Annotated in this window: 16 protein-coding genes, 1 tRNA gene and 2 pseudogenes; 13 read left to right on the top strand and 6 right to left on the bottom strand. The window is 69.2% G+C overall.

The genetic code is table 11. From position 1 onward, the window contains the following. The first annotated feature begins 51 nt into the window (after window positions 1-51). The 5 genes and pseudogenes from ACV7NM_RS17140 to ACV7NM_RS17160 form a co-directional block, all read left to right on the top strand. Window positions 52-1,104 (top strand): NAD(P)/FAD-dependent oxidoreductase, encoded by a 1,053-nt coding sequence (locus tag ACV7NM_RS17140; protein WP_463411090.1) that lies wholly within the window; start codon window positions 52-54, stop codon window positions 1,102-1,104. A gap of 101 nt (window positions 1,105-1,205) precedes the next feature. Next, a complete protein-coding gene (locus ACV7NM_RS17145) occupies window positions 1,206-2,987 on the top strand; it encodes a carbamoyltransferase family protein (RefSeq protein ID WP_463411091.1) in 1,782 nt (593 codons plus the stop codon). Between the two features lie 12 nt (window positions 2,988-2,999). Next, window positions 3,000-3,488, top strand: coding sequence for an SRPBCC family protein (locus ACV7NM_RS17150; protein WP_463411092.1), 489 nt, complete (start codon window positions 3,000-3,002; stop codon window positions 3,486-3,488). Then, complete coding sequence (locus ACV7NM_RS17155; protein ID WP_463411093.1) at window positions 3,485-4,111, top strand: histidine phosphatase family protein; 627 nt, start codon at window positions 3,485-3,487, stop codon at window positions 4,109-4,111. Before ACV7NM_RS17150 ends, ACV7NM_RS17155 begins: the two co-directional genes overlap by 4 nt. 184 nt (window positions 4,112-4,295) lie before the next feature. Then, window positions 4,296-4,550 (top strand): annotated as a pseudogene (locus ACV7NM_RS17160) (tyrosine-type recombinase/integrase); the annotation flags it as partial. Between the two features lie 51 nt (window positions 4,551-4,601). Here ACV7NM_RS17160 and ACV7NM_RS17165 read toward each other — a convergent pair. After that, window positions 4,602-4,675, bottom strand: a tRNA-Gly gene (locus ACV7NM_RS17165). Between the two features lie 464 nt (window positions 4,676-5,139). Here ACV7NM_RS17165 and dcd point away from each other — a divergent pair. Both dcd and ACV7NM_RS17175 read left to right on the top strand, forming a co-directional pair. Then, window positions 5,140-5,727 carry a dCTP deaminase gene (dcd, locus tag ACV7NM_RS17170; RefSeq protein ID WP_190186080.1) on the top strand — a complete coding sequence of 196 codons (588 nt, stop codon included), beginning with the start codon at window positions 5,140-5,142 and terminating at the stop codon, window positions 5,725-5,727. Beyond that, window positions 5,724-6,221 carry a phosphoribosyltransferase gene (locus ACV7NM_RS17175; RefSeq protein WP_190186079.1) on the top strand — a complete coding sequence of 166 codons (498 nt, stop codon included), beginning with the start codon at window positions 5,724-5,726 and terminating at the stop codon, window positions 6,219-6,221. Before dcd ends, ACV7NM_RS17175 begins: the two co-directional genes overlap by 4 nt. 77 nt (window positions 6,222-6,298) lie before the next feature. On the opposite strand, the gene ACV7NM_RS17180 is transcribed toward ACV7NM_RS17175, so the two are convergent. From ACV7NM_RS17180 to ACV7NM_RS17190, 3 genes and pseudogenes are all read right to left on the bottom strand, one after another. After that, window positions 6,299-7,237, bottom strand: coding sequence for a Yip1 family protein (locus tag ACV7NM_RS17180; protein ID WP_463411094.1), 939 nt, complete (start codon window positions 7,235-7,237; stop codon window positions 6,299-6,301). 702 nt (window positions 7,238-7,939) lie between these two features. Continuing rightward, window positions 7,940-10,147 (bottom strand): annotated as a pseudogene (locus tag ACV7NM_RS17185) ((Fe-S)-binding protein); the annotation flags it as partial. A 110-nt stretch (window positions 10,148-10,257) separates the two neighbouring features. Next, window positions 10,258-10,836, bottom strand: coding sequence for a sugar transferase (locus ACV7NM_RS17190; protein WP_463411095.1), 579 nt, complete (start codon window positions 10,834-10,836; stop codon window positions 10,258-10,260). Between the two features lie 208 nt (window positions 10,837-11,044). Here ACV7NM_RS17190 and dnaK point away from each other — a divergent pair, with 208 nt between their 5' ends. The 4 genes from dnaK to ACV7NM_RS17210 are packed head-to-tail and all read left to right on the top strand — an operon-like array spanning window position 11,045 to window position 15,247. Continuing rightward, a complete protein-coding gene (gene dnaK, locus ACV7NM_RS17195) occupies window positions 11,045-12,889 on the top strand; it encodes a molecular chaperone DnaK (RefSeq protein WP_136210075.1) in 1,845 nt (614 codons plus the stop codon). Then, window positions 12,889-13,572, top strand: coding sequence for a nucleotide exchange factor GrpE (grpE, locus tag ACV7NM_RS17200; RefSeq protein ID WP_463411096.1), 684 nt, complete (start codon window positions 12,889-12,891; stop codon window positions 13,570-13,572). The genes dnaK and grpE overlap by 1 nt, the downstream gene beginning before the upstream one ends. A gap of 39 nt (window positions 13,573-13,611) precedes the next feature. Then, a complete protein-coding gene (dnaJ, locus tag ACV7NM_RS17205; protein WP_463411097.1) occupies window positions 13,612-14,799 on the top strand; it encodes a molecular chaperone DnaJ in 1,188 nt (395 codons plus the stop codon). Window position 14,800: 1 nt separating this feature from the next. Continuing rightward, entirely contained in the window at window positions 14,801-15,247 is a 447-nt protein-coding gene (locus ACV7NM_RS17210; RefSeq protein WP_463411098.1) for a heat shock protein transcriptional repressor HspR, read from the top strand. 84 nt (window positions 15,248-15,331) lie between these two features. On the opposite strand, the gene ACV7NM_RS17215 is transcribed toward ACV7NM_RS17210, so the two are convergent. Then, window positions 15,332-16,375 (bottom strand): helix-turn-helix transcriptional regulator, encoded by a 1,044-nt coding sequence (locus ACV7NM_RS17215; protein ID WP_463411099.1) that lies wholly within the window; start codon window positions 16,373-16,375, stop codon window positions 15,332-15,334. 342 nt (window positions 16,376-16,717) lie between these two features. Here ACV7NM_RS17215 and ACV7NM_RS17220 point away from each other — a divergent pair, with 342 nt between their 5' ends. Beyond that, on the top strand, window positions 16,718-16,999 hold the full coding sequence (locus ACV7NM_RS17220; protein ID WP_136210630.1) for a Rieske (2Fe-2S) protein: 282 nt from the start codon (window positions 16,718-16,720) through the stop codon (window positions 16,997-16,999). 184 nt (window positions 17,000-17,183) lie between these two features. Here ACV7NM_RS17220 and ACV7NM_RS17225 read toward each other — a convergent pair whose 3' ends face one another. Further along, window positions 17,184-17,588 carry a pyridoxamine 5'-phosphate oxidase family protein gene (locus ACV7NM_RS17225; RefSeq protein ID WP_463411100.1) on the bottom strand — a complete coding sequence of 135 codons (405 nt, stop codon included), beginning with the start codon at window positions 17,586-17,588 and terminating at the stop codon, window positions 17,184-17,186. A 160-nt stretch (window positions 17,589-17,748) separates the two neighbouring features. Between ACV7NM_RS17225 and clpB the strand changes: the two genes are divergently transcribed. After that, the gene (gene clpB / locus ACV7NM_RS17230) at window positions 17,749-20,364 is read left to right on the top strand and encodes an ATP-dependent chaperone ClpB (RefSeq protein ID WP_463411101.1); all 2,616 of its coding nucleotides are present in this window, start codon (window positions 17,749-17,751) and stop codon (window positions 20,362-20,364) included. The last annotated feature ends 115 nt before the right edge of the window (window positions 20,365-20,479 follow it).

A 20,479-nucleotide genomic window follows, 5' to 3' on the forward strand; every position in this document is an offset into this window, starting at 1 on the left:
GACACCGGCACTCAGCCCCGCGACCGGAACCCCACACCACAGGAGAAGATCTTGAGCGCAAGCGCCCTGCCGGCCCGCGCTGACGCCGTCGTCATCGGCGGGGGAGTCATCGGAACCTCCGCCGCCTACCACCTCGCCGAAGCCGGCGTGAACACCGTGCTGCTGGAACGCGCAGGCCTCGGCGGTGGGGCATCCGCGCACACGGCGGGCATGGTCCGCACCTACTTCCCCGGCGCGCCCGCCACGGGGCGAAGGGCCGTGCGGAGCCTGAACGCCTACCACGATTTCGCGCGCCACACCGCGGCGCCCCTGGCCCTGAAGCGCCTCGGGTTCATGGTGCTGTTCACCGACGAACAGCAGATCGCCGACTTCGCGGCCGAACAGCAGGACCAGCAGGCCGTCGGCGTCGAAGTCGGCCTGATCAGCGCCCGCGAAGCGGCCGAGCTCAACCCGCTGGTCGACGAACGGGCCGTCCTGGCCGCCGCCTGGTCTCCAGAGGCGTACCACGTCGACGGCCTCGACATCGTCCGGGGCTACGCCGCCGCCGCCCGCAATCACGGCGCCAGGCTGTTCACCCACACGCCCGTCACACGCATCGACGACGACAACACCGTCCACACCCCGCAGGGCAGCATCAAGGCGGACAACGTCGTGTGCACGGCCGGCCCCTGGTCCGGCGAGGTGGCGTCCATGGCATCGGTCGACCTGCCGCTGACACCCCGCACGATGGAGATGCTGTTCACCGACGTGCCGCCGTCCCCGCACCGAGAGATGCCCATGACGATGCACGCCGCGTCCGGCCTGCGGATCCGCTCATGGAAGGACCGCATCCTCCTGGCCATGGGCGCACCCAAGGCCGGCGAAGCGCGCGAGGCCTGGCTCGGCCGCATCGCGGAGCACCTCGGCACCCTGTTCCCCGCCTTGGACGGCATCGGCCTGCACCGCGCGTGGTCCGGTGACTTCGACGCCGGCCCCGACAACCGCGCCCTCATCGGGGAACACCCCACCCGCCGCTTCCTGTACGCGGCCGGATTCACCGGCGCGGGCCTGTGCCAGGCGCCCGCGGCCGGAGAGAAGCTCCGCGACCTGCTGATCGCCAAGTAGCGACCTGCCCCGCTCGCCCAGTAGCCACCTGTTGATCGTCAAGTAGCCCCATAACAGGAAAGAATGCCGTGATTGTTCTTGGATGTAATGGTTTCAGCCGGGTGTCGGAGTTCTTCTCCGAACGCCTCGGCGCGACCGGCATCAACAAGCATTACCTCTTGGGCCACGACGCCGCCGCCGCACTCCTGGTGGACGGCCGCCTGGTCGCCGCCGTAGAGGAAGAACGCCTCAACCGGGAGAAGAAGACCACCGACTTCCCCACGCACGCGATCGACTGGTGCCTGAAGGAAGCCGGGATCACGTTCGATGACGTGGACCTGTTCGCCTTCCCCTGGAACTGGTCCACCCAAGTGCGGGACGAGATCCTGGACGGCATCCGCGCCTCGCCGTTGACGCGGGACGCGAAGGCCGCCCTGAGCGGCAACATCGCCGACTTGTTCGACCAGATCGTCAGCCCCGAAGCGATCCTCGCGGACTTCGAAGCCCGCACCGGACACCGCCCCGACCCGGCCAAGGTGCGTTTCGTCCCGCACCACCTGGCCCACGCCACGACCGGCTACTACCTCGCCGGCATGAAGGACTCCGCGTTCCTCGTCAGCGACGGCCGCGCCGAACGCTTCTCGACCTTGACGGGCGAGATCCGCGACGGCCGGATCACCGTCTTCGACGACACCGTCACCGGTGCCGAGTACTCGATCGGCACCCTGTTCTCCGCCATCACCCGGTTCCTCGGCTTCGTCCCGAACAACGACGAGTACAAGGTGATGGGCCTGGCCGGATACACCACGCCGCCGACCCCGAACCCGTTCGTCGAGCGCCTTCTGACGCTGCACGACGACGGGCGCTACACCTTCGCCAAGCCCCTTCAGACCGACAACCTGCACAGTCACGACGCCCTGTTCGAGGAGTACTTCGGCCCCTTCGAAGACACCCTCGAATACAAGGCCCGCGTCGCCGCCGCCGCGCAGCAGATGCTGAACGTGGCCACCGCCCACCAGGTAAGCCACCTGGAGAAGAGGACGGATCTCGACCGGCTGTTGTTCGAGGGCGGCGTCGCCCTCAACTGCCTCAACAACACACCGATGTTCGAGGGTTCACGCTTCGAGGACATGCAGGTCAGCTTTGGTGCCTCCGACACCGGCATCACCATCGGAGCCGCGGCCCACGCCTGGCTCAACCACGCCGACACCACCCCCGCGGACGTCCTCGCCGCCGCCGCGGAGCCCGTAAGCCCTTACCTGGGGCCGGCCTACGACGAGGCCGCGATCGAGGAGGCGCTCAAGGGCTTCACCGGCCGCGTCAGCGTCTCGCGCCTGGACGACGACGAGGTCATCGAGCATGTGGCGAAGCTCCTGACGGAGAAGGTCGTCATCGGCTGGTTCGAAGGCCGCATCGAGCACGGGCCGCGCGCGCTGGGGCATCGCAGCATCCTCGCCAACCCCGGGTTCGGCGACATCAAGGACATCATCAACACCCGGGTCAAGCACCGCGAGCCCTTCCGTCCGTTCGCTCCCCTCGTCCTGGAGGAGCAGGCGCCGAAGATCTTCGACATGGGGCGCAAGACCAGCTCCCCGTACATGACGTTCGTCTTCCCCGCCCGCGACGAGTACAAGGACCGCATCCCCGGCGCCGTACACGTGGACGGCACCTCCCGTATCCAGACCCTGACGGACGAGGGGACCCCACGGCTCACGGCGCTGCTGCGGAAGTTCATCGAACTCACCGACACCCCGTGCCTGATCAACACCTCGTTCAACGTCGCCGGCGAACCCATCGTCTGCACGCCCACGGACGCCCTGAACTGCTTCCTGGGGACCGAGATCGACTACCTGATCCTCGGAAACCACCTCGTGACCAAGACCGACCTCGGCAACAGCCAGTAGAAGGAGCACCCCATGCCGATCCAGCGCAAGCACACCATGTACCACTCGACCGTCCTCGACGCCGACCCGGACACCGTGTGGGCGACCGTCCGCGACGCCATGCAGATCCTGGACATCGTGTCCCCCGGCGACCTGGACATCCACCGGGACGTCACCTGGACCGAAGGCGGCTCGGTCGACACGGTCCCGGCCCGCTACGACTTCAAGCTCACGCTCAACGGCCGCCTTGTCCAGCAGGAGATCGCCGCCCGCGACGAGATCAACCGGACCCAGTCCTACCGGGCCGTCGCTCCCACCAGCGGAGTCGCCCGCTACGAGGCCACCATCCGCGTGTTCGCCATCACCAACGACCCGAACCGCAGCTTCTTCGACTGGTCGCGGGTCCTGGACATCGCCGAAGACGCCGACCTGAAGGTGGTCGAGGCCATCATCGACGTGATGGAGAAGCAGACCGACGCCGTAAGGGACCACTTCGCGAAGACTGCGAAGACCGCGAAGTGAGCGAGGTGACGACGCTCGTACTGCTGAGGCACGGCGAGACCCTGCTCACCCCGCAACGGCGGCTCTCCGGCAGCGGAGGGTCCAACCCGGGCCTCTCACCGGCCGGACGCCGCCAAGCCCAGGCGGCAGCAGACGCCCTCGCCCACCGCGGCGGCATCGAGGCGGTCGTCACCTCACCGATGCGGCGCTGCCGGGAGACCGCGCAGTCCGTGGCCGCGCGCCTCGGCCTGAGCCTCCAGGTGGACCGGGAACTACGGGAAGCGGACTTCGGCGCCTGGGAGGGCTTGACCTTCAAGGAAGTCCGCGAACGCTACCCGGACGACCTGAGCGCATGGCTCGCCTCGCCCGAGGTTGCGCCCTCGGGCGCGGGCGAGACCATGCGGGAGGTCACCCGGCGGGTCACCGCCGTACGAGACGGCCTCCTGGCCCGGTACGCCGGCGGCACGGTCCTGGTCGTCTCCCACGTCGGACCGCTCAGAACCCTGATCCGCCTCGCCCTCCAGGCCCCGCCGCACACCTTGTTCCGCATGGAGGTCGCGACAGCCTCCCTGTCGACGCTGACGTACGACGAACACGGCACCGCCACGCTCCAGGCCCTCAACGACACCCACCACTTGACCTGAACGACGCCAAGGAGCCCGGCACACCTCACGTGTGCCGGGCCCCTTGCATGCTGTCGCACCAACCCTGACCAGTTCTGTTCGCAGCCAGGTCACCGGCAAGTCTGGGCAGTGGAAGGCGCCTCCCGCAGCTTCGCCTCGGCTTCCTGGCCTGATGGGTGGCTATCTGAAGAGTGTGATGAGTGCGGCGGCCCCAGTCGTCGGGCTTCCCGAGGGCTTCACGCTGTACGACCCCCGGCACACCGGGCACACCCTCTCCACCCAGTCCGGCGCCACGCTCAAGGACACGATGGTGCGGGCCGGCCAGTCCTCGGAGAGGGCGGCGATGAGGTACCAGCACTCGAACCTTGAGCGGCGGCGGGAGGTCGCAGCAGGGATCGATGCGCGGGTGCGTGCCATGAGGGACAAGGCCTCTGGCACGGATCTGGCACGTGAGGGGTAGAGAGGTCTAGGCAACACAAAAGCCCCGGGTCGCTGACCTGGGGCTTTGTCGTGGAGCGGATGACGGGAATCGAACCCGCGCTATAAGCTTGGGAAGCTCATGTTCTACCATTAAACTACATCCGCATAGGTGTCCAGTTGTCTGGAACCTCATCTTTGCCCACTCTACCTCATGATCGACCCCCGGTGAATCCGCCGCGGGGTCGTTGTCGTTTGCGGGGTACAGGAGGGGTCGTGGAGGCGGGAGTTGGGGTGTGGCTTAAGGTTCGGAGCGGCGACTGGAGCGAGTCTGGGTCATCCCCTAATGTGGCGATTCGTCGTAGTACGGCTTGGGGAAAGGGACTCGATGGAGCACACCGTCGTCCGTTGTGCCGAAGGGCACGTTTTCAGCACCGCTTCGTTCCCGTTGCGGCAGCTCGGTGCCGCCCGGATCGGTCCGGGGCGGTTGCTGCGGTGTCCGCGGTGCGCGCGGCTGAGGCACGCCGTGCCCGTGGGTGGCGCGAAGCGCTAGCCGTCGGGGTGGAGTGACGGGGCGCGCGGGTCCAGCTCTCGATTGGGGGTGGCCCGCGCGCTCTGCGTATCCTCGGGACGTGCTTCTCTCTGACAAAGACATCCGGGCCGAGATCGACAGCGGACGGGTTCGCATCGACCCGTTCGACGAGTCGATGGTGCAGCCCTCCAGCATCGATGTGCGTCTCGACCGGTTCTTCCGGGTCTTCGAGAACCACCGTTACGCCCACATCGACCCCGCCACCGAGCAGCCGGACCTGACCCGGATGGTCGAGCCGGACGGGGACGAGGCGTTCATCCTCCACCCGGGCGAGTTCGTCCTCGCCTCGACCTACGAGGTCATCTCGCTGCCCGAGGACATCGCCTCCCGGCTGGAGGGGAAGTCCAGCCTCGGCCGCCTGGGGCTGGTCACGCATTCGACCGCGGGCTTCATCGACCCGGGCTTCTCGGGCCACGTGACCTTGGAGCTGTCGAACCTCGCCACGCTCCCGATCAAGCTGTGGCCGGGGATGAAGATCGGCCAACTGTGCCTGTTCCGGCTCAGCTCGCCCGCCGAGTTCCCCTACGGCAGCGAGCGCTACGGATCGCGCTACCAGGGCCAGCGCGGCCCGACGGCGTCGCGCTCCTTCCAGAACTTCCACCGCACCCAGGTGAGGCACGAGGCATGAGCGAAGTACGCGAGAACCTGACCTACGACGGGTTCGGGCGCGCGGTGCGCGAGCTGGCGCAGACCATCGCAGACGACGGCTACGAGCCCGACATCATCCTGAGCATCGCCCGCGGCGGCGTCTTCGTCGCGGGCGGCTTGGCGTACGCGCTGGACTGCAAGAACATCCACCTGGTCAACGTGGAGTTCTACACGGGCGTCGGCACGACGCTGGAGATGCCGGTCATGCTGGCCCCGGTGCCGGAGGCGATCGACTTCACCGACAAGAAGGTGCTGATCGCCGACGACGTCGCCGACACCGGCAAGACGCTCAAGCTGGTGCACGACTTCTGCCTGGGCACGGTGGCGGAGGTCCGGTCGGCCGTCATCTACGAGAAGTCGCACTCGCTCGTCAAGTGCGAGTACGTGTGGAAGAAGACCGACGAGTGGATCAACTTCCCCTGGTCGGTCGAGCCGCCCGTCGTCAAGCGCGAGGGCCAGGTGCTCGACGCCTGACGGTGGCGAGGATGTGAGGACGTACGGAAGGGGACCGGCGCGGTGGCGCCGGTCCCCTTCGTTCGTGTCCGCAGGGGTCAGATCGTGCCGAGCTTGATGATCGACAGCAAGGCGATCAACTGGATCGCGGACGCGCCCAGCGCCTTCGGCCAGGGCAGGTCGTGCGACTTGCTCATCAGCGAGGTGAAGAGCGCACCCGCCGCGAGCCAGGTGGCCCAACCGAGGATCTGGACGACCATGTTGTCGCCGCCGAGGAACACCGCGAACAGCAGTCGGGGCGCGTCCGTGATGGACATGACCAGCATCGACAGGCCCACGGTCGGCTGCCACGCGCCGTCGCCGCCCAGCTGACGCGCCAGGGTGTGGGTCACACCGCCCAGGATCAGCCCGCAGATGACGAAGGCGACGCCGGTGCTGAGGACGATCGGGACGGCCTGGCCGAGCGTGGCCTTGATGACGTCCTCGCGGGCCTTGTCGAAGCCGAAGACCGCGAGCATGCCGTAGAGGAACGTCACGATCAGCGCCGGACCCCAGACGGGGTAGTCGCGCATCCGGAAGAAGGTCGGGCCCGGCCGCATCACGATGCCGCGCAGGAGTTCCTTCCAGGGCAGCCTCGGCCCGGCCGGGGCGGCGGTCGAGCCGGCCTGGTACGTCGCGCCCTGGTAGGGCGCGGCCTGGCCGTACGGGTCCTCGCCGATCGAGAAGGCCTGGGTGTAGCCGGGGTTGTCGGCGTACGAGGCCTCGTGCGCGGGCGGCTGCTGGTACGCCTGGGGGTGAGGTTGACCGTACGGGTCGAAGTACTCGGGCTCGCCGTGGTCCCGGGCGCCGCCGGTGGCCTGCTGGGGCCACTGCTGCTGCGGCGGGGGACCGGCGGGTGGGTAGGGCTGACGGCCGTACGGTGCCTGCGGCGCGCCTGGCGCCTGCTGCCGACCGTACGGCTGCTGCCGCGGGGGTTGCGGGGGTTGTTGCGGGGTGCGGTTGTTGTCCCGGCCGCGTCCGATCCTGAATCCAGCCACGTGATCGAAAGTACCTGGTCCGGCGGGCGGGGGTGCGCGGGCGGCCGGAACCGGCGTCCTTTGCGGCTGAGCTGTGACATCCCCTAGGGGAACTCCCGGGGGTGTCACGGCGGGTGCGGGAAGCCGGAACGGCCGGCCCCCTTGGTCGGGGGACCGGCCGTTCCGATGCCGTTGTGGCGGTGCGGGTCTACGCGGACCCGCGCGAACCCACGTGGTCGTACGTGGTCGTACGTGGGCCTACTTGGCACCCTCGGGTGCGTCGGCCTTGTCCCCGGCCTCCGGCTCGGCGGCTTCGGCCTTGGGCGCGGGCACCTCGGTCTCGGCCTTCGGCTCGGCTTCGGCCTTGGGCTCGGTGGCGTCGGCCTCGACCTCGGCTTTGTCCTCGGCCTTGGGCGCGACCTTCGGCGCGGGCACCTCGACCTGGTTCTTCGGCTCGGCAGCCTCAGCTTCCGGCTCGGCCTTGGGCGCGGGCACCTCGGTCTCGGCCTTCGGCTCGGCTTCCGCGTCGGCCGGCGTCTGCGCGGTCTTCGCCTCTTCCTCCGCCTCAGCGTCCGCCTCCGCCTTCGCGGCAGCGTCCGCCTCAGCCTTGGCCTTGGCATCCGCCTCAGCCTTCGCCTTCGCGGCCTCCGCCTCCGCCTTCGCGGCCTCAGCCGCAGCAGCCGCCTCCGCCTCGGCCAACGCCAGCGCCTCCGCGTCCGGGCCCGGGGTCTTCACCGACTCCAGCAGCAGCTGCGCCACGTCCACCACCTGGACGGACTCCTTGGCCTGGCCGTCGTTCTTCTTGCCGTTCACCGAGTCGGTCAGCATCACCAGGCAGAACGGGCACGCGGTCGACACGATGTCCGGGTTCAGGGACAGGGCCTCGTCGACGCGCTCGTTGTTGATGCGCTTGCCGATCCGCTCCTCCATCCACATCCGGGCGCCACCCGCTCCACAGCAGAAGCCCCGCTCCTTGTGGCGGTGCATCTCCTGCTGCCGCAGCCCCGGCACGGCCGACATGATCTCGCGCGGCGGAGTGTAGACCTTGTTGTGCCGGCCCAGGTAGCAGGGGTCGTGGTACGTGATCAGTCCGTCGACCGGCGTCACCGGCGTCAGCCGGCCCTCGTCGATCAGGTGCTGGAGCAGCTGCGTGTGGTGGATGACCTCGTACTCGCCGCCCAGCTGCGGGTACTCGTTCGCGATGGTGTTGAAGCAGTGCGGGCAGGTCGAGACGATCCGCTTCGCCGACTTGGGCTTGCGCGTCTCGGGGTCCTCGTCGTCCTCGCCGAAGGCCATGTTCAGCATGGCCACGTTCTCCTGCGCCAGCTGCTGGAACAGCGGCTCGTTGCCCAGGCGGCGCGGCGAGTCACCGGTGCACTTCTCGTCGCCGCCCATGATCGCGAACTTGACGCCCGCGATGTTCAGCAGCTCCGCGAAGGCCTTCGTGGTCTTCTTCGCCCGGTCCTCCAGCGCGCCGGCGCAGCCGACCCAGTAGAGGTAGTCGAACTCGGAGAGGTCCTCCGCGTCCTTGCCGACGATCGGGACCTCGAAGTCGACCTCCTTGGTCCACTCCACCCGCTGCTTCTTGGCGAGGCCCCAGGGGTTGCCCTTCTTCTCCAGGTTCTTGAGCATCGTGCCCGCCTCGGACGGGAACGCGCTCTCGATCATCACCTGGTAGCGCCGCATGTCGACGATGTGGTCGATGTGCTCGATGTCGACCGGGCACTGCTCGACGCACGCGCCGCACGTGGTGCAGGACCACAGCACGTCGGGGTCGATGACGCCGTTCTCCTCGACCGTGCCGATCAGCGGACGCTCCGCCTCGGCCAGGGCGGAGGCGGGAACGTCCTTCAACTGCTCGGCGGTCGCCTTCTCGTTGCCCTCCATGTCCTTGCCGCCGCCCGCGAGCAGGTACGGCGCCTTGGCGTGCGCGTGGTCGCGCAGGGACATGATCAGGAGCTTCGGGGAGAGCGGCTTGCCGGTGTTCCAGGCGGGGCACTGCGACTGGCAGCGGCCGCACTCGGTGCAGGTGGAGAAGTCGAGGATGCCCTTCCAGGAGAACTGCTCGACCTGGGAGACGCCGAAGACGTCGTCCTCGCCCGGCTCCTCGAAGTCGATCTCCTTGCCGCCGCTGGTCATCGGCTGGAGCGCGCCCAGCGCGGTCGCGCCGTCCGCGTTCCGCTTGAACCAGATGTTCGGGAAGCCGAGGAAGCGGTGCCAGGCGACACCCATGTTGGTGTTGAGCGAGACCACGATCATCCAGATCAGCGAGACGCCGATCTTGACCATCGCGGTGAAGTAGATGGCGTTCTGGAGGGTCCCGAGCGAGAGGCTCTTGAAGGCCAGCACCAGCGGGTACGAGGCGAAGTACGCCGGCTCGTACGAGTCCACGTGGTGGATCGCGCCCTCGAGGCCGCGCAGGGTGAGGATCGCGAGGCCGATGGTGAGGATCACGTACTCGACGAAGTACGCCTGCCAGGCCTTGGAGCCCGCGAAGCGCGACTTGCGACCGGCCCGCGAGGGCAGCGACAGCAGTCGGATCGCCATCAGGACGACGATGCCGAGGATCGTCATGACGCCGATGAACTCGATGTAGAGCTCGAAGGGCAGGAAGTCGCCGACGATCGGCAGCGTCCAGTCGGCCTGGAAGAGCTGGCCGTACGCCTGCAGCAGCGTCGGCGGCAGCGTCAGGAAGCCGATGGCGACGAACCAGTGCGCGAAGCCGACGATGCCCCAGCGGTTCATCCGGCTGTGGCCGAGGAACTCCCTGACCAGGGTGAGCGTTCGTTCCTTCGGTCGGTCCGTGCGGCTGCCCGCCGGCACGGGTTGGCCGAGTTTCACGAACCGGTAGATCTGCGCCACGGCTCGGGCGAGCAGCGCAACGCCGATCACGGTCAGGACCAGCGACACGATGATCGCGGCGAGTTGCATGGGACGGCTCCTCGGGCGGGACTTACTAAGCGGTAACTTATTGAGTCAAGGTTTGAGGTTACCCAGTTCCCGCGCCCCAAAGTAGGTGGGCGTGCGGTGATCTGTGTCGCTCAGGGGTGCCTCTGTCGGTAGGCGGCCCCGGGGGTCCGCGCGAGGATCGCCAGATCCATCCCCAGCCAGTGACTCTCCACATAGTGCCGGTCCAGCAGGGCCATCTCTTCCCAGGGCAGGTCGGAGCGGGAACCCACTTGCCACAATCCGGTCATACCGGGCCGTACGAGCAGCCTATCGGCCCTGTCCACGCCCGCTTCGGGGCGCGGGCCGACCAGTGACATCTCGCCCCGCAGCACATTGAGCAGCTGTGGCATCGCGTCCAGGGCGCACCGTTCCACCAGCTCTCCCGCCCGCCCGGCGCCCTCCGTCCGCAGCCGCCACGTCCGGAACGTCCGTCCGCCCGTCCCGGCGGCCGGCTCCCGTACGAGGACCCGCGCGCCCTGCCCCCCGCGCCGCCGGGGCCCCTGCCCGGCCGCGTACAGCAGCGCGCCCGCCGCCAGGAGCGGGGCGGCGAACGCGGCGGTCAGGAGCAGCGCGCCGAGCAGGTCGAGCACCCGCTTCGCGGAGAGGTCCGGCCGGGGGAACGGCCGGGCGGGACGCCGGAGCGCGGGGAGCGTGAGGGGCGGCAGCGGCATGCAGGCACCGTCCCGCACGGCCGCGCCGCGCCCGGGTCGGCGCGCTGCGGGCGTCGCCCGGTCGGCCCCGCCGTCCAGGGGTCGGTGCCGCTGGTTGAGCGTAAGGGCGGCGTAAGAGTTGAGTCGACTCGGCTCACCTCTGTTGACGCACGAGGAGGCTTCCTGCATCCTTGAGTCTGTTCCACTCAAGTCAGCTGGAGGAATCAAAATGGCACGTGCGGTCGGCATCGACCTGGGCACCACTAACTCCGTCGTCAGCGTTCTGGAAGGCGGCGAGCCCACCGTCATCACCAACGCCGAGGGCGCCAGGACCACGCCGTCCGTCGTCGCCTTCGCCAAGAACGGCGAGGTCCTCGTGGGCGAGGTCGCCAAGCGCCAGGCGGTCACGAACGTGGACCGTACGATCCGCTCGGTCAAGCGCCACATGGGCACTGACTGGAAGATCAACCTGGACGGCAAGGACTTCAACCCGCAGCAGATGAGCGCCTTCATCCTGCAGAAGCTGAAGCGCGACGCCGAGGCGTACCTGGGCGAGAAGGTCACGGACGCGGTCATCACCGTCCCGGCCTACTTCAACGACTCCGAGCGTCAGGCGACGAAGGAGGCCGGTGAGATCGCGGGCCTCAACGTCCTGCGCATCGTCAACGAGCCGACGGCCGCCGCCTTGGCCTACGGTCTCGACAAGGACGACCAGACCATTCTCGTCTTCGACCTCGGTGGCGGCACCTTCGACGTGTCCCTCCTGGAGATCGGCGACGGCGTCGTCGAGGTGAAGGCCACCAACGGTGACAACCACCTCGGTGGTGACGACTGGGACCAGCGTGTCGTCGACTACCTCGTGAAGCAGTTCCAGAACGGCCACGGCGTCGACCTGTCCAAGGACAAGATGGCGCTCCAGCGTCTGCGCGAGGCCGCCGAGAAGGCGAAGATCGAGCTGTCCTCCTCCACGGAGACCTCGATCAACCTGCCCTACATCACGGCTTCCGCCGAGGGCCCGCTGCACCTGGACGAGAAGCTCACCCGCGCCCAGTTCCAGCAGCTGACCGCGGACCTGCTCGACCGCTGCAAGACCCCGTTCCACAACGTCATCAAGGACGCCGGCATCCAGCTGTCCGAGATCGACCACGTGGTCCTGGTCGGCGGCTCCACCCGCATGCCGGCCGTCGCCGAGCTCGTCAAGGAGCTCACCGGTGGCCAGGACGCCAACAAGGGCGTCAACCCGGACGAGGTCGTCGCCATCGGCGCGACCCTGCAGGCCGGTGTGCTCAAGGGTGAGGTCAAGGACGTCCTGCTCCTCGACGTGACCCCGCTGTCCCTCGGTATCGAGACCAAGGGCGGCATCATGACCAAGCTCATCGAGCGCAACACGACCATCCCGACCAAGCGGTCGGAGATCTTCACGACGGCCGAGGACAACCAGCCGTCGGTGCAGATCCAGGTCTACCAGGGCGAGCGCGAGATCGCGGCGTACAACAAGAAGCTCGGCATGTTCGAGCTGACCGGTCTGCCGCCGGCGCCCCGCGGCGTCCCGCAGATCGAGGTCTCCTTCGACATCGACGCCAACGGCATCATGCACGTCACGGCGAAGGACCTCGGCACGGGCAAGGAGCAGAAGATGACCGTCACCGGCGGCTCTTCGCTCGGCAAGGACGAGGTCGACCGCATGCGCCAGGAGGCGGAGCAGTACGCGGACGAGGACCTGCGTCGCAAGGAGGCCGCGGAGACGCGCAACCAGGCCGAGCAGCTCGTGTACCAGACGGAGAAGTTCGTCAAGGACAACGAGGACAAGGTCCCGGGTGACGTCAAGACCGAGGTCGAGGCGGCCGTCGCAGAGCTGAAGGAGAAGCTCAAGGGCGAGGACACCGCTGAGATCCGTACGGCCACGGAGAAGGTCGCGGCGGTCAGCCAGAAGCTCGGCCAGGCCATCTACGCCGACGCCCAGGCGGCCCAGGCCGCCGGCGGCGCGGACGAGGCCGGCCAGGCCAAGGCCGACGACGACGTCGTCGACGCCGAGATCGTGGACGACGAGAAGCCGAAGGGTGGCGCTGCCTGATGTCGGAGGAGACCCAGGGTTTCGACGAGAAGCCCGAAGTCCCCACCGGCGCCGGCGCGGACGACGCGGCAGCCGAGCCGAAGGCCGCCGACTCCTCCAAGGAGGACGAGGCGGCCCCGGCCGGGGACGCAGCAGCCGAGGCCCTCGGCAAGGAGACCGCCCTCGTGGCGCAGCTGGACCAGGCCCGTACCGCGCTGGGCGAGCGCACCGCGGACCTCCAGCGGCTCCAGGCGGAGTACCAGAACTACCGCCGCCGGGTGGAGCGGGACCGGATCGCCGTCAAGGAGATCGCGGTCGCGTCCCTCCTGACGGAACTGCTCCCGACCCTCGACGACATCGGCCGGGCGCGGGAGCACGGCGAACTGGTCGGCGGCTTCAAGTCGGTGGCCGAGTCGCTGGAGACGGCGGCCGCCAAGATGGGGTTGCAGCAGTTCGGCAAGGAGGGCGAGCCCTTCGACCCGACGGTCCACGAGGCCCTGATGCACTCGTACGCACCGGACGTCACCGAGACGACCTGTGTGGCGATCCTGCAGCCGGGCTACCGGATCGGCGAGCGCACCATCCGTCCCGCCCGGGTCGCGGTGGCCGAGCCCCAGCCGGGCGCGGCTCCCGCCGCGAAGTCCGAGTCCGCGGACGGCGACACGCCGTCTGACAAGGACACGGATGCCCCGGACAAGGGCTGACGTCGAACATGTAGTCGTACGAGAGGAGGGCCACCGGGGATGAGCACGAAGGACTTCGTCGAGAAGGACTACTACAAGGTCCTCGGTGTCCCCAAGGACGCCACCGAGGCCGAGATCAAGAAGGCGTACCGGAAACTCGCCCGCGAGTTCCACCCGGACGCCAACAAGGGCGACGCCTCGGCCGAGGAGCGCTTCAAGGAGATCTCCGAGGCGAACGACATCCTCGGGGACGCCAAGAAACGCAAGGAGTACGACGACGCGCGCGCCCTGTTCGGCAACGGGGGCTTCCGCCCCGGGCCGGGCGGGGCCGGGGGTTCGTTCAACTTCGACCTCGGTGACCTCTTCGGCGGCGCCCAGCCGGGCGCCGGCGCGGGCGGCGGCTTCGGCGGCGGCCTCGGGGACGTCTTCGGCGGCCTGTTCAACCGCGGCGGCGCGGGCCCCGGTGCGGGAACCCGCACCCAGCCCCGCCGCGGCCAGGACATCGAGTCGGAGGTCACCCTCTCCTTCACGGAGGCGGTGGACGGGGCCACGGTCCCGCTCCGGATGTCCTCGCAGGCCCCCTGCAAGGCGTGTTCGGGCACCGGCGACAAGAACGGCACCCCCCGGGTGTGCCCGACCTGCGTCGGTACCGGGCAGGTGTCGCGGGGCAGCGGCGGCGGCTTCTCGCTGACCGACCCCTGCGCGGACTGCAAGGGTCGCGGCCTGATCGCCGAGACCCCCTGTGACGTCTGCAAGGGCAGTGGTCGGGCCCGTAGTTCCCGCACCATGCAGGTCCGTATCCCGGCGGGCGTCTTCGACGGCCAGCGGATCCGGCTGCGCGGCAAGGGCGCGCCGGGCGAGCGCGGCGGTCCCGCGGGCGACCTGTACGTGGTGGTCCACGTGGGCAGCCACCCCGTTTTCGGCCGCAAGGACGACAACCTCACGGTGACCGTCCCGGTGACCTTCGTGGAGGCGGCCCTCGGCGCCGAGATCAAGGTGCCGACGCTGAACGGTCCTTCGGTCACGCTGAAACTGCCGCCGGGCACCCCGGGCGGCCGTACGATGCGCGCCCGGGGCAAGGGCGCGGTCCGCAAGGACGGCACCCGGGGCGACCTGCTGGTGACGGTCGAGGTGGCCGTCCCGGCGGAGTTGTCGGACAAGGCCCGCGAGGCGCTTGAGATGTACCGCGACGCGACGGGGTCCGAGGACCCGCGTGCCGCGCTGTTCGAGTCCGCGAAGGGAGCATGAGATGGACGGCCGCCGCAAGAACCCGTACCAACTGACCGACGAGACACCGGTCTATGTGATCTCGGTGGCCGCCCAGCTCTCAGGACTGCATCCGCAGACCCTGCGCCAGTACGACCGTCTCGGCCTGGTCTCACCTGACCGGACGGCCGGTCGCGGGCGTCGATATTCGGCCAGGGACATCGAGCTGCTCCGCACGGTGCAGGCGCTGTCCCAGGACGAGGGCATCAACCTCGCGGGGATCAAGCGGATCATCGAGCTGGAGAACCAGGTCGCGGCCTTGCAGCAGCGCGTGGCCGAGTTGTCCACGGCTGTGGACGGGGCGGCCGCCACCCTGCGGGCCAGGGAGGCGCAGGTGCACGCCTCGTACCGGCGGGACCTGGTCCCGTACCAGCCGCCGCAGCCCGGCAACGCGCTGGTCGTCTGGCGTCCCAAGCGCCCGCAGGTCTGACCGCCGGGCGCGGTGTGTCGGTCGTAGGCGGCCCGCGGCAGGAAGTGTGGACCCCGTCCGGGGAACCGGGCGGGGTTCCGCGCGTCAGGGGGCCAGGCGTGCCCCGGGGGGCAGCGGCGGGGCCGCGCTGTGCAGGATGCCCGACTGCGCGATGAGGAAGCCCAGTTGCGCGCGGCTGCCGCTGCCCAGGACGGTCGCCAGCTTCGCGATGTGCGCGCGGCAGGTGCGTACGTTCATCCCCAGCCGGCGCGCGATCGCCTCGTCCACGTGCCCCTCGATGAGCAGCTGGGCGATGGAGCGCTGCACGCCGGAGATGCCGTCCGGCGTGTGCGTGTACGGCACCTCGTCGCCCAACGGGACCGCCCTGCGCCAGAGTTGCTCGAAGACTCTGATGAGGTAGTCGACGAGCCCCGGGTGCCGCAGCTCCAGCGCCACGCGGCGGTCGTCGCTCGCGGGGATGAAGGCCACCGTGCGGTCGAAGATCATGAGGCGCTCGATGAGTTCTTCCAGCGTGCGGATCTCCACCTTGCCCGTGGAGATGCGGTCCACATAGGCCAGCGTGCCCTGGCTGTGCCGCACGGTGTGCTGGTAGAGCGTACGGATGCTCACCCCGCGGTCGATGAGCGGCGCGGCGCGCTCCAGGGCCTCGCTGAGTATGAAGGTCGGCCGGGCGCCGCCCGGCTGGACGGTCAGGGCCTCGGTGTGGCACTCGGCGGTGGCGAGGTCGAGAGCGGCGTTGATCTGGTCGATTCCCTCCAACACCGTGATGGCGTGGGTGTTGGCCGGACTCTGCGCACTGATGGTCAGGAACGGCTCGAATGCATCGGTGAGATCTACAGCAGTGCGTCTGCGGTCCTGGATCTCGCGTTCGATGGGGTGGAGCCGTTGTGCGAGCGCGACGGACGGAGGAACCGCGCGGAGCTGGTTCGCGTCATCGGGGTCGGGTCGCAGCAGAGCGAATTCGAGCAGGCAGGGGGCGTTCCTGACCTCGCCGCGGGCGACACGGCCGGTGCTAAGGGCGGCCGCGTAGAGACGTGCCCCTTCGGCGCACATCTCCGTGACAGGGTGGGGATGTGTCGCGTTTGTCTCGCTTCTTACCAAATCTCCACCCCCCAGGGTCCTGAACATGTAAGAACATGATGCATCGTCCCTGTGGCACTGACGTGCCTGAATAAGCCATCGTCTGTCACTGCGGGGGAGAGGATTCCATCAAGTGAGGACGAAGCCGACCATGTATAAGAGAATGCTTCGCTCGGCGCTTGCCGTTGTTTTCTCCGCCGTTGCGGTCTTCGGGGCAGTCGTCGCCGTCAACGGGGACGCGGGAAGCGTTCAGGCCAGTGCCGGTACGCCCGTCGAGTCGGTAGGCAAGCAAGATCTCGGCTGGAACACGGCTCCCCAGGACCTAGGCTGGAACAGCGCTCCTGCGCAGGTCTCCCAGTGACCCCCGACGACCGGGACTTCCGCCGCGAGATGGCTTCGGCGTACCGGTCGGGGTGGCAGTTCATCGACCTCGCCACGGCGATCCCCCATGCCGGCGATTCGCTGATGGTCACCCTGTTCGGCCAGCCGATCGTCGTCGTACGAGAAGAGGACGAGGACGTCCGGGCCTACCGCTGTCTGCGCCGCCCCCGGGGCGCACCGCAGCCCGTCCGCTGTGAGGTGCGGTACGGAATGGTCTTCGTCAACCTCGACCAGCGTGACCACCAGCTGTTCGAGCCCGATATCACCGCCGCCACCCCCCGAAGTGCCTGAAGCGATTCCCCCTCGTTGCACATCGCTCAGGCGCTACCCCCACACAACGGCGCCATCGTGGACCTGACCACGATGGCGCCGTTGTGATGTCCGGGCCCGGCGGCGGCCACGCCGCACGCCATCGACGCTGCCCGGTCGCCCCGGTCGCCCCGGTCGCCCCGGTCGCCCCGGTCGCCCCGGTCGCTCAGGCGCGGCCCATGGCGCGGTCCAGGGTGATCTCCAGGACGACCCGGTCCGGGTTCGGCGAGGGCGTCCGCCCGTACCGTCGCGCGTAGCGCTCCACCGCTTCGGCCACCGACGCCTCGTCCGTGCGGATCGTGGCGAGCCCCTCCAGGGTGGCCCAGCGCCGGCCCTCCATCTGGCACACCGCCACCCTCGCGATGCCGTCGGGCGCTTCCATGACGTTGCGGACCTTCTTGCTGTGCTTGTTGCTGATGACCCTGGCCAGTCCGGCCCCGGGGTCGTACGTCACGCCCACCGGCACGACGTGCGGGCTGCCGTCCGGGCGGTGGGTGGTGAGGGTGCAGACGTGCCGTTCCTGCCAGAAGGCGAGGTATTCGGGCGTCGGGTGGAGTACGTCGTGGGCCATGGGCGAAGCGTACGTCCGGGGGCCGGCGGTGCTCTGGCCGGTCGACTCTTGAAAAGCACCTTGAGTGGAATAGACTCAACTTTGTGCACGCTGTACTTGTCACACCGGATGTCATGCTGGGACGTGACGATCCGAACCTGCCACGGAGAGGAGAGCGGCGGTGGACGCCGAGCTGACGAACAAGAGCCGGGACGCGCTGAACGCGGCCACCAGCAGGGCCGTGAAGGACGGCCACCCGGACCTGACCCCCGCGCACCTGCTGCTGGCTCTGCTCGCCGGCGAGGACAACGAGAACCTCATCGACCTGCTCGCCGCGACCGGCGCCGACCAGGCCGCCGTGCGCACCGGCGCCGAGCGGCTGCTGGCCGCCCTGCCCAGCGTCACGGGCTCCACCGTCGCGCCGCCGCAGCCCACGCGCGAGCTGCTCGCCGTACTCGCCGAGGCCGACGCCGAGGCGGGCGGACTCGGCGACGAGTACCTCTCCACCGAGCACCTCCTCATCGCCCTCGCCGCCAAGGGCGGCGCGGCCGGCGAGGTCCTTTCCGACCAGGGCGCGACCGCGAAGAAGCTGCTGGACGCCTTCGAGAACGCAAGAGGAGGCCGGCGGGTGACCACTCCCGACCCGGAGGGGCAGTACAAGGCCCTGGAGAAGTTCGGCACCGACTTCACGGCGGCCGCCCGCGAGGGCAAGCTCGACCCGGTCATCGGCCGCGACCAGGAGATCCGGCGCGTCGTCCAAGTCCTCTCCCGTCGTACGAAGAACAACCCGGTGCTCATCGGCGAACCCGGCGTCGGCAAGACGGCCGTGGTCGAGGGCCTGGCCCAGCGCATCGTCAAGGGCGACGTACCCGAGTCCCTCAAGAACAAGCGGCTGGTCTCCCTCGACCTCGGCGCGATGGTCGCCGGCGCGAAGTACCGCGGCGAGTTCGAGGAGCGGCTCAAGACCGTCCTCGCCGAGATCAAGTCCAGCGACGGCCAGATCATCACCTTCATCGACGAGCTGCACACGGTCGTCGGCGCGGGCGCCGGCGGCGATTCCGCCATGGACGCGGGCAACATGCTCAAGCCCATGCTCGCCCGCGGCGAGCTGCGCATGGTCGGCGCGACCACGCTCGACGAGTACCGCGAGCGGATCGAGAAGGACCCCGCGCTGGAGCGCCGCTTCCAGCAGGTGCTGGTGGCCGAGCCGTCCGTCGAGGACACCATCGCCATCCTGCGCGGCCTCAAGGGCCGCTACGAGGCCCACCACAAGGTCGTCATCAACGACAGCGCCCTCGTCGCCGCGGCCACCCTCTCGGACCGGTACATCACCTCCCGGTTCCTCCCGGACAAGGCCATCGATCTGGTGGACGAGGCCGCGTCCCGGCTCCGCATGGAGATCGACTCCTCCCCCGTGGAGATCGACGAGCTCCAGCGCTCCGTCGACCGGCTGCGCATGGAGGAGCTGGCACTGAGGAACGAGTCCGACCCGGCCTCCATCGAGCGTCTGGAGAAGATCCGCAAGGACCTCGCGGATCGGGAGGAGGAGCTGCGCGGCCTGACCGCGCGCTGGGAGAAGGAGAAGCAGTCCCTCAACCGGGTCGGCGAGCTCAAGGAGCGCTTGGACGACCTGCGCGGGCAGGCCGAGCGCGCCCAGCGCGACGGTGACTTCGACGCGGCGTCCAAGCTGCTCTACGGGGAGATCCCGGCCCTGGAGCGCGAGCTGGCGGAGGCCACGGAAGCGGAGGCCGAGGCCTCCCAGGCCGGACCGTCCAAGGACGCCATGGTCAAGGACGAGGTCGGCCCGGACGACATCGCGGACGTGGTCGGCGCTTGGACGGGCATCCCCTCGGGCCGCCTGCTCGAAGGCGAGACGCAGAAGCTGCTGCGCATGGAGGCCGAGCTGGGCCGCCGCCTGATCGGCCAGGAGGAGGCCGTACGGGCCGTTTCCGACGCCGTGCGCCGCACCCGGGCGGGCATCGCCGACCCCGACCGGCCGACGGGCTCGTTCCTCTTCCTGGGCCCGACGGGCGTGGGCAAGACCGAGCTGGCGAAGGCGCTCGCGGACTTCCTCTTCGACGACGAGCGGGCGATGGTCCGCATCGACATGTCCGAGTACGGCGAGAAGCACTCCGTGGCCCGGCTGGTCGGCGCGCCGCCCGGGTACGTCGGCTACGAGGAGGGCGGTCAGCTCACCGAGGCCGTACGCCGGCGCCCGTACTCCGTGGTCCTGCTGGACGAGGTGGAGAAGGCCCACCCCGAGGTCTTCGACATCCTGCTCCAGGTCCTGGACGACGGCCGCCTCACGGACGGCCAGGGCCGCACGGTGGACTTCCGCAACACCATCTTGATCCTGACCTCCAACCTGGGCAGCCAGTTCCTGAGCGGGCAGGGTGCGATGGACCCCGGGGCCTCCCCGGAGGACAAGAAGGCCAAGGTCCTCGAAGTGGTGCGGGCCTCCTTCAAGCCGGAGTTCCTCAACCGCCTGGACGATCTCGTGGTCTTCTCCGCGCTGAGCCGCGACGAGCTGGCCCACATCGCCGAGCTCCAGATCGGCCGCCTCGCCAAGCGGCTGGCCGACCGCCGGCTGTCCCTGGACGTCACGCCGGAGGCCCTGGCCTGGCTGGCGGACAAGGGCAACGACCCGGCCTACGGCGCCCGACCCCTGCGCCGCCTGATCCAGACGGCCATCGGGGACCGCCTCGCCAAGGAGATCCTGGCGGGCGAGGTCCGCGAGGGCGACACGGTACGCGTGGACGTGGCGGGGGAGGACCTGCTGGTCGGCAAGGCGCTGTGACACCCCGCCGGGGCCCGGGCGACCGGGTCCCGGTGCCCACCCGTCCTTACCGGAGTCCTACTCGTGTCCGCCCGGAGCGGATCGGGCGTGCGGGGCTGGACACGGGGTGGGACCG

The organism is Streptomyces sp. Tek67B01, from assembly GCF_055231995.1.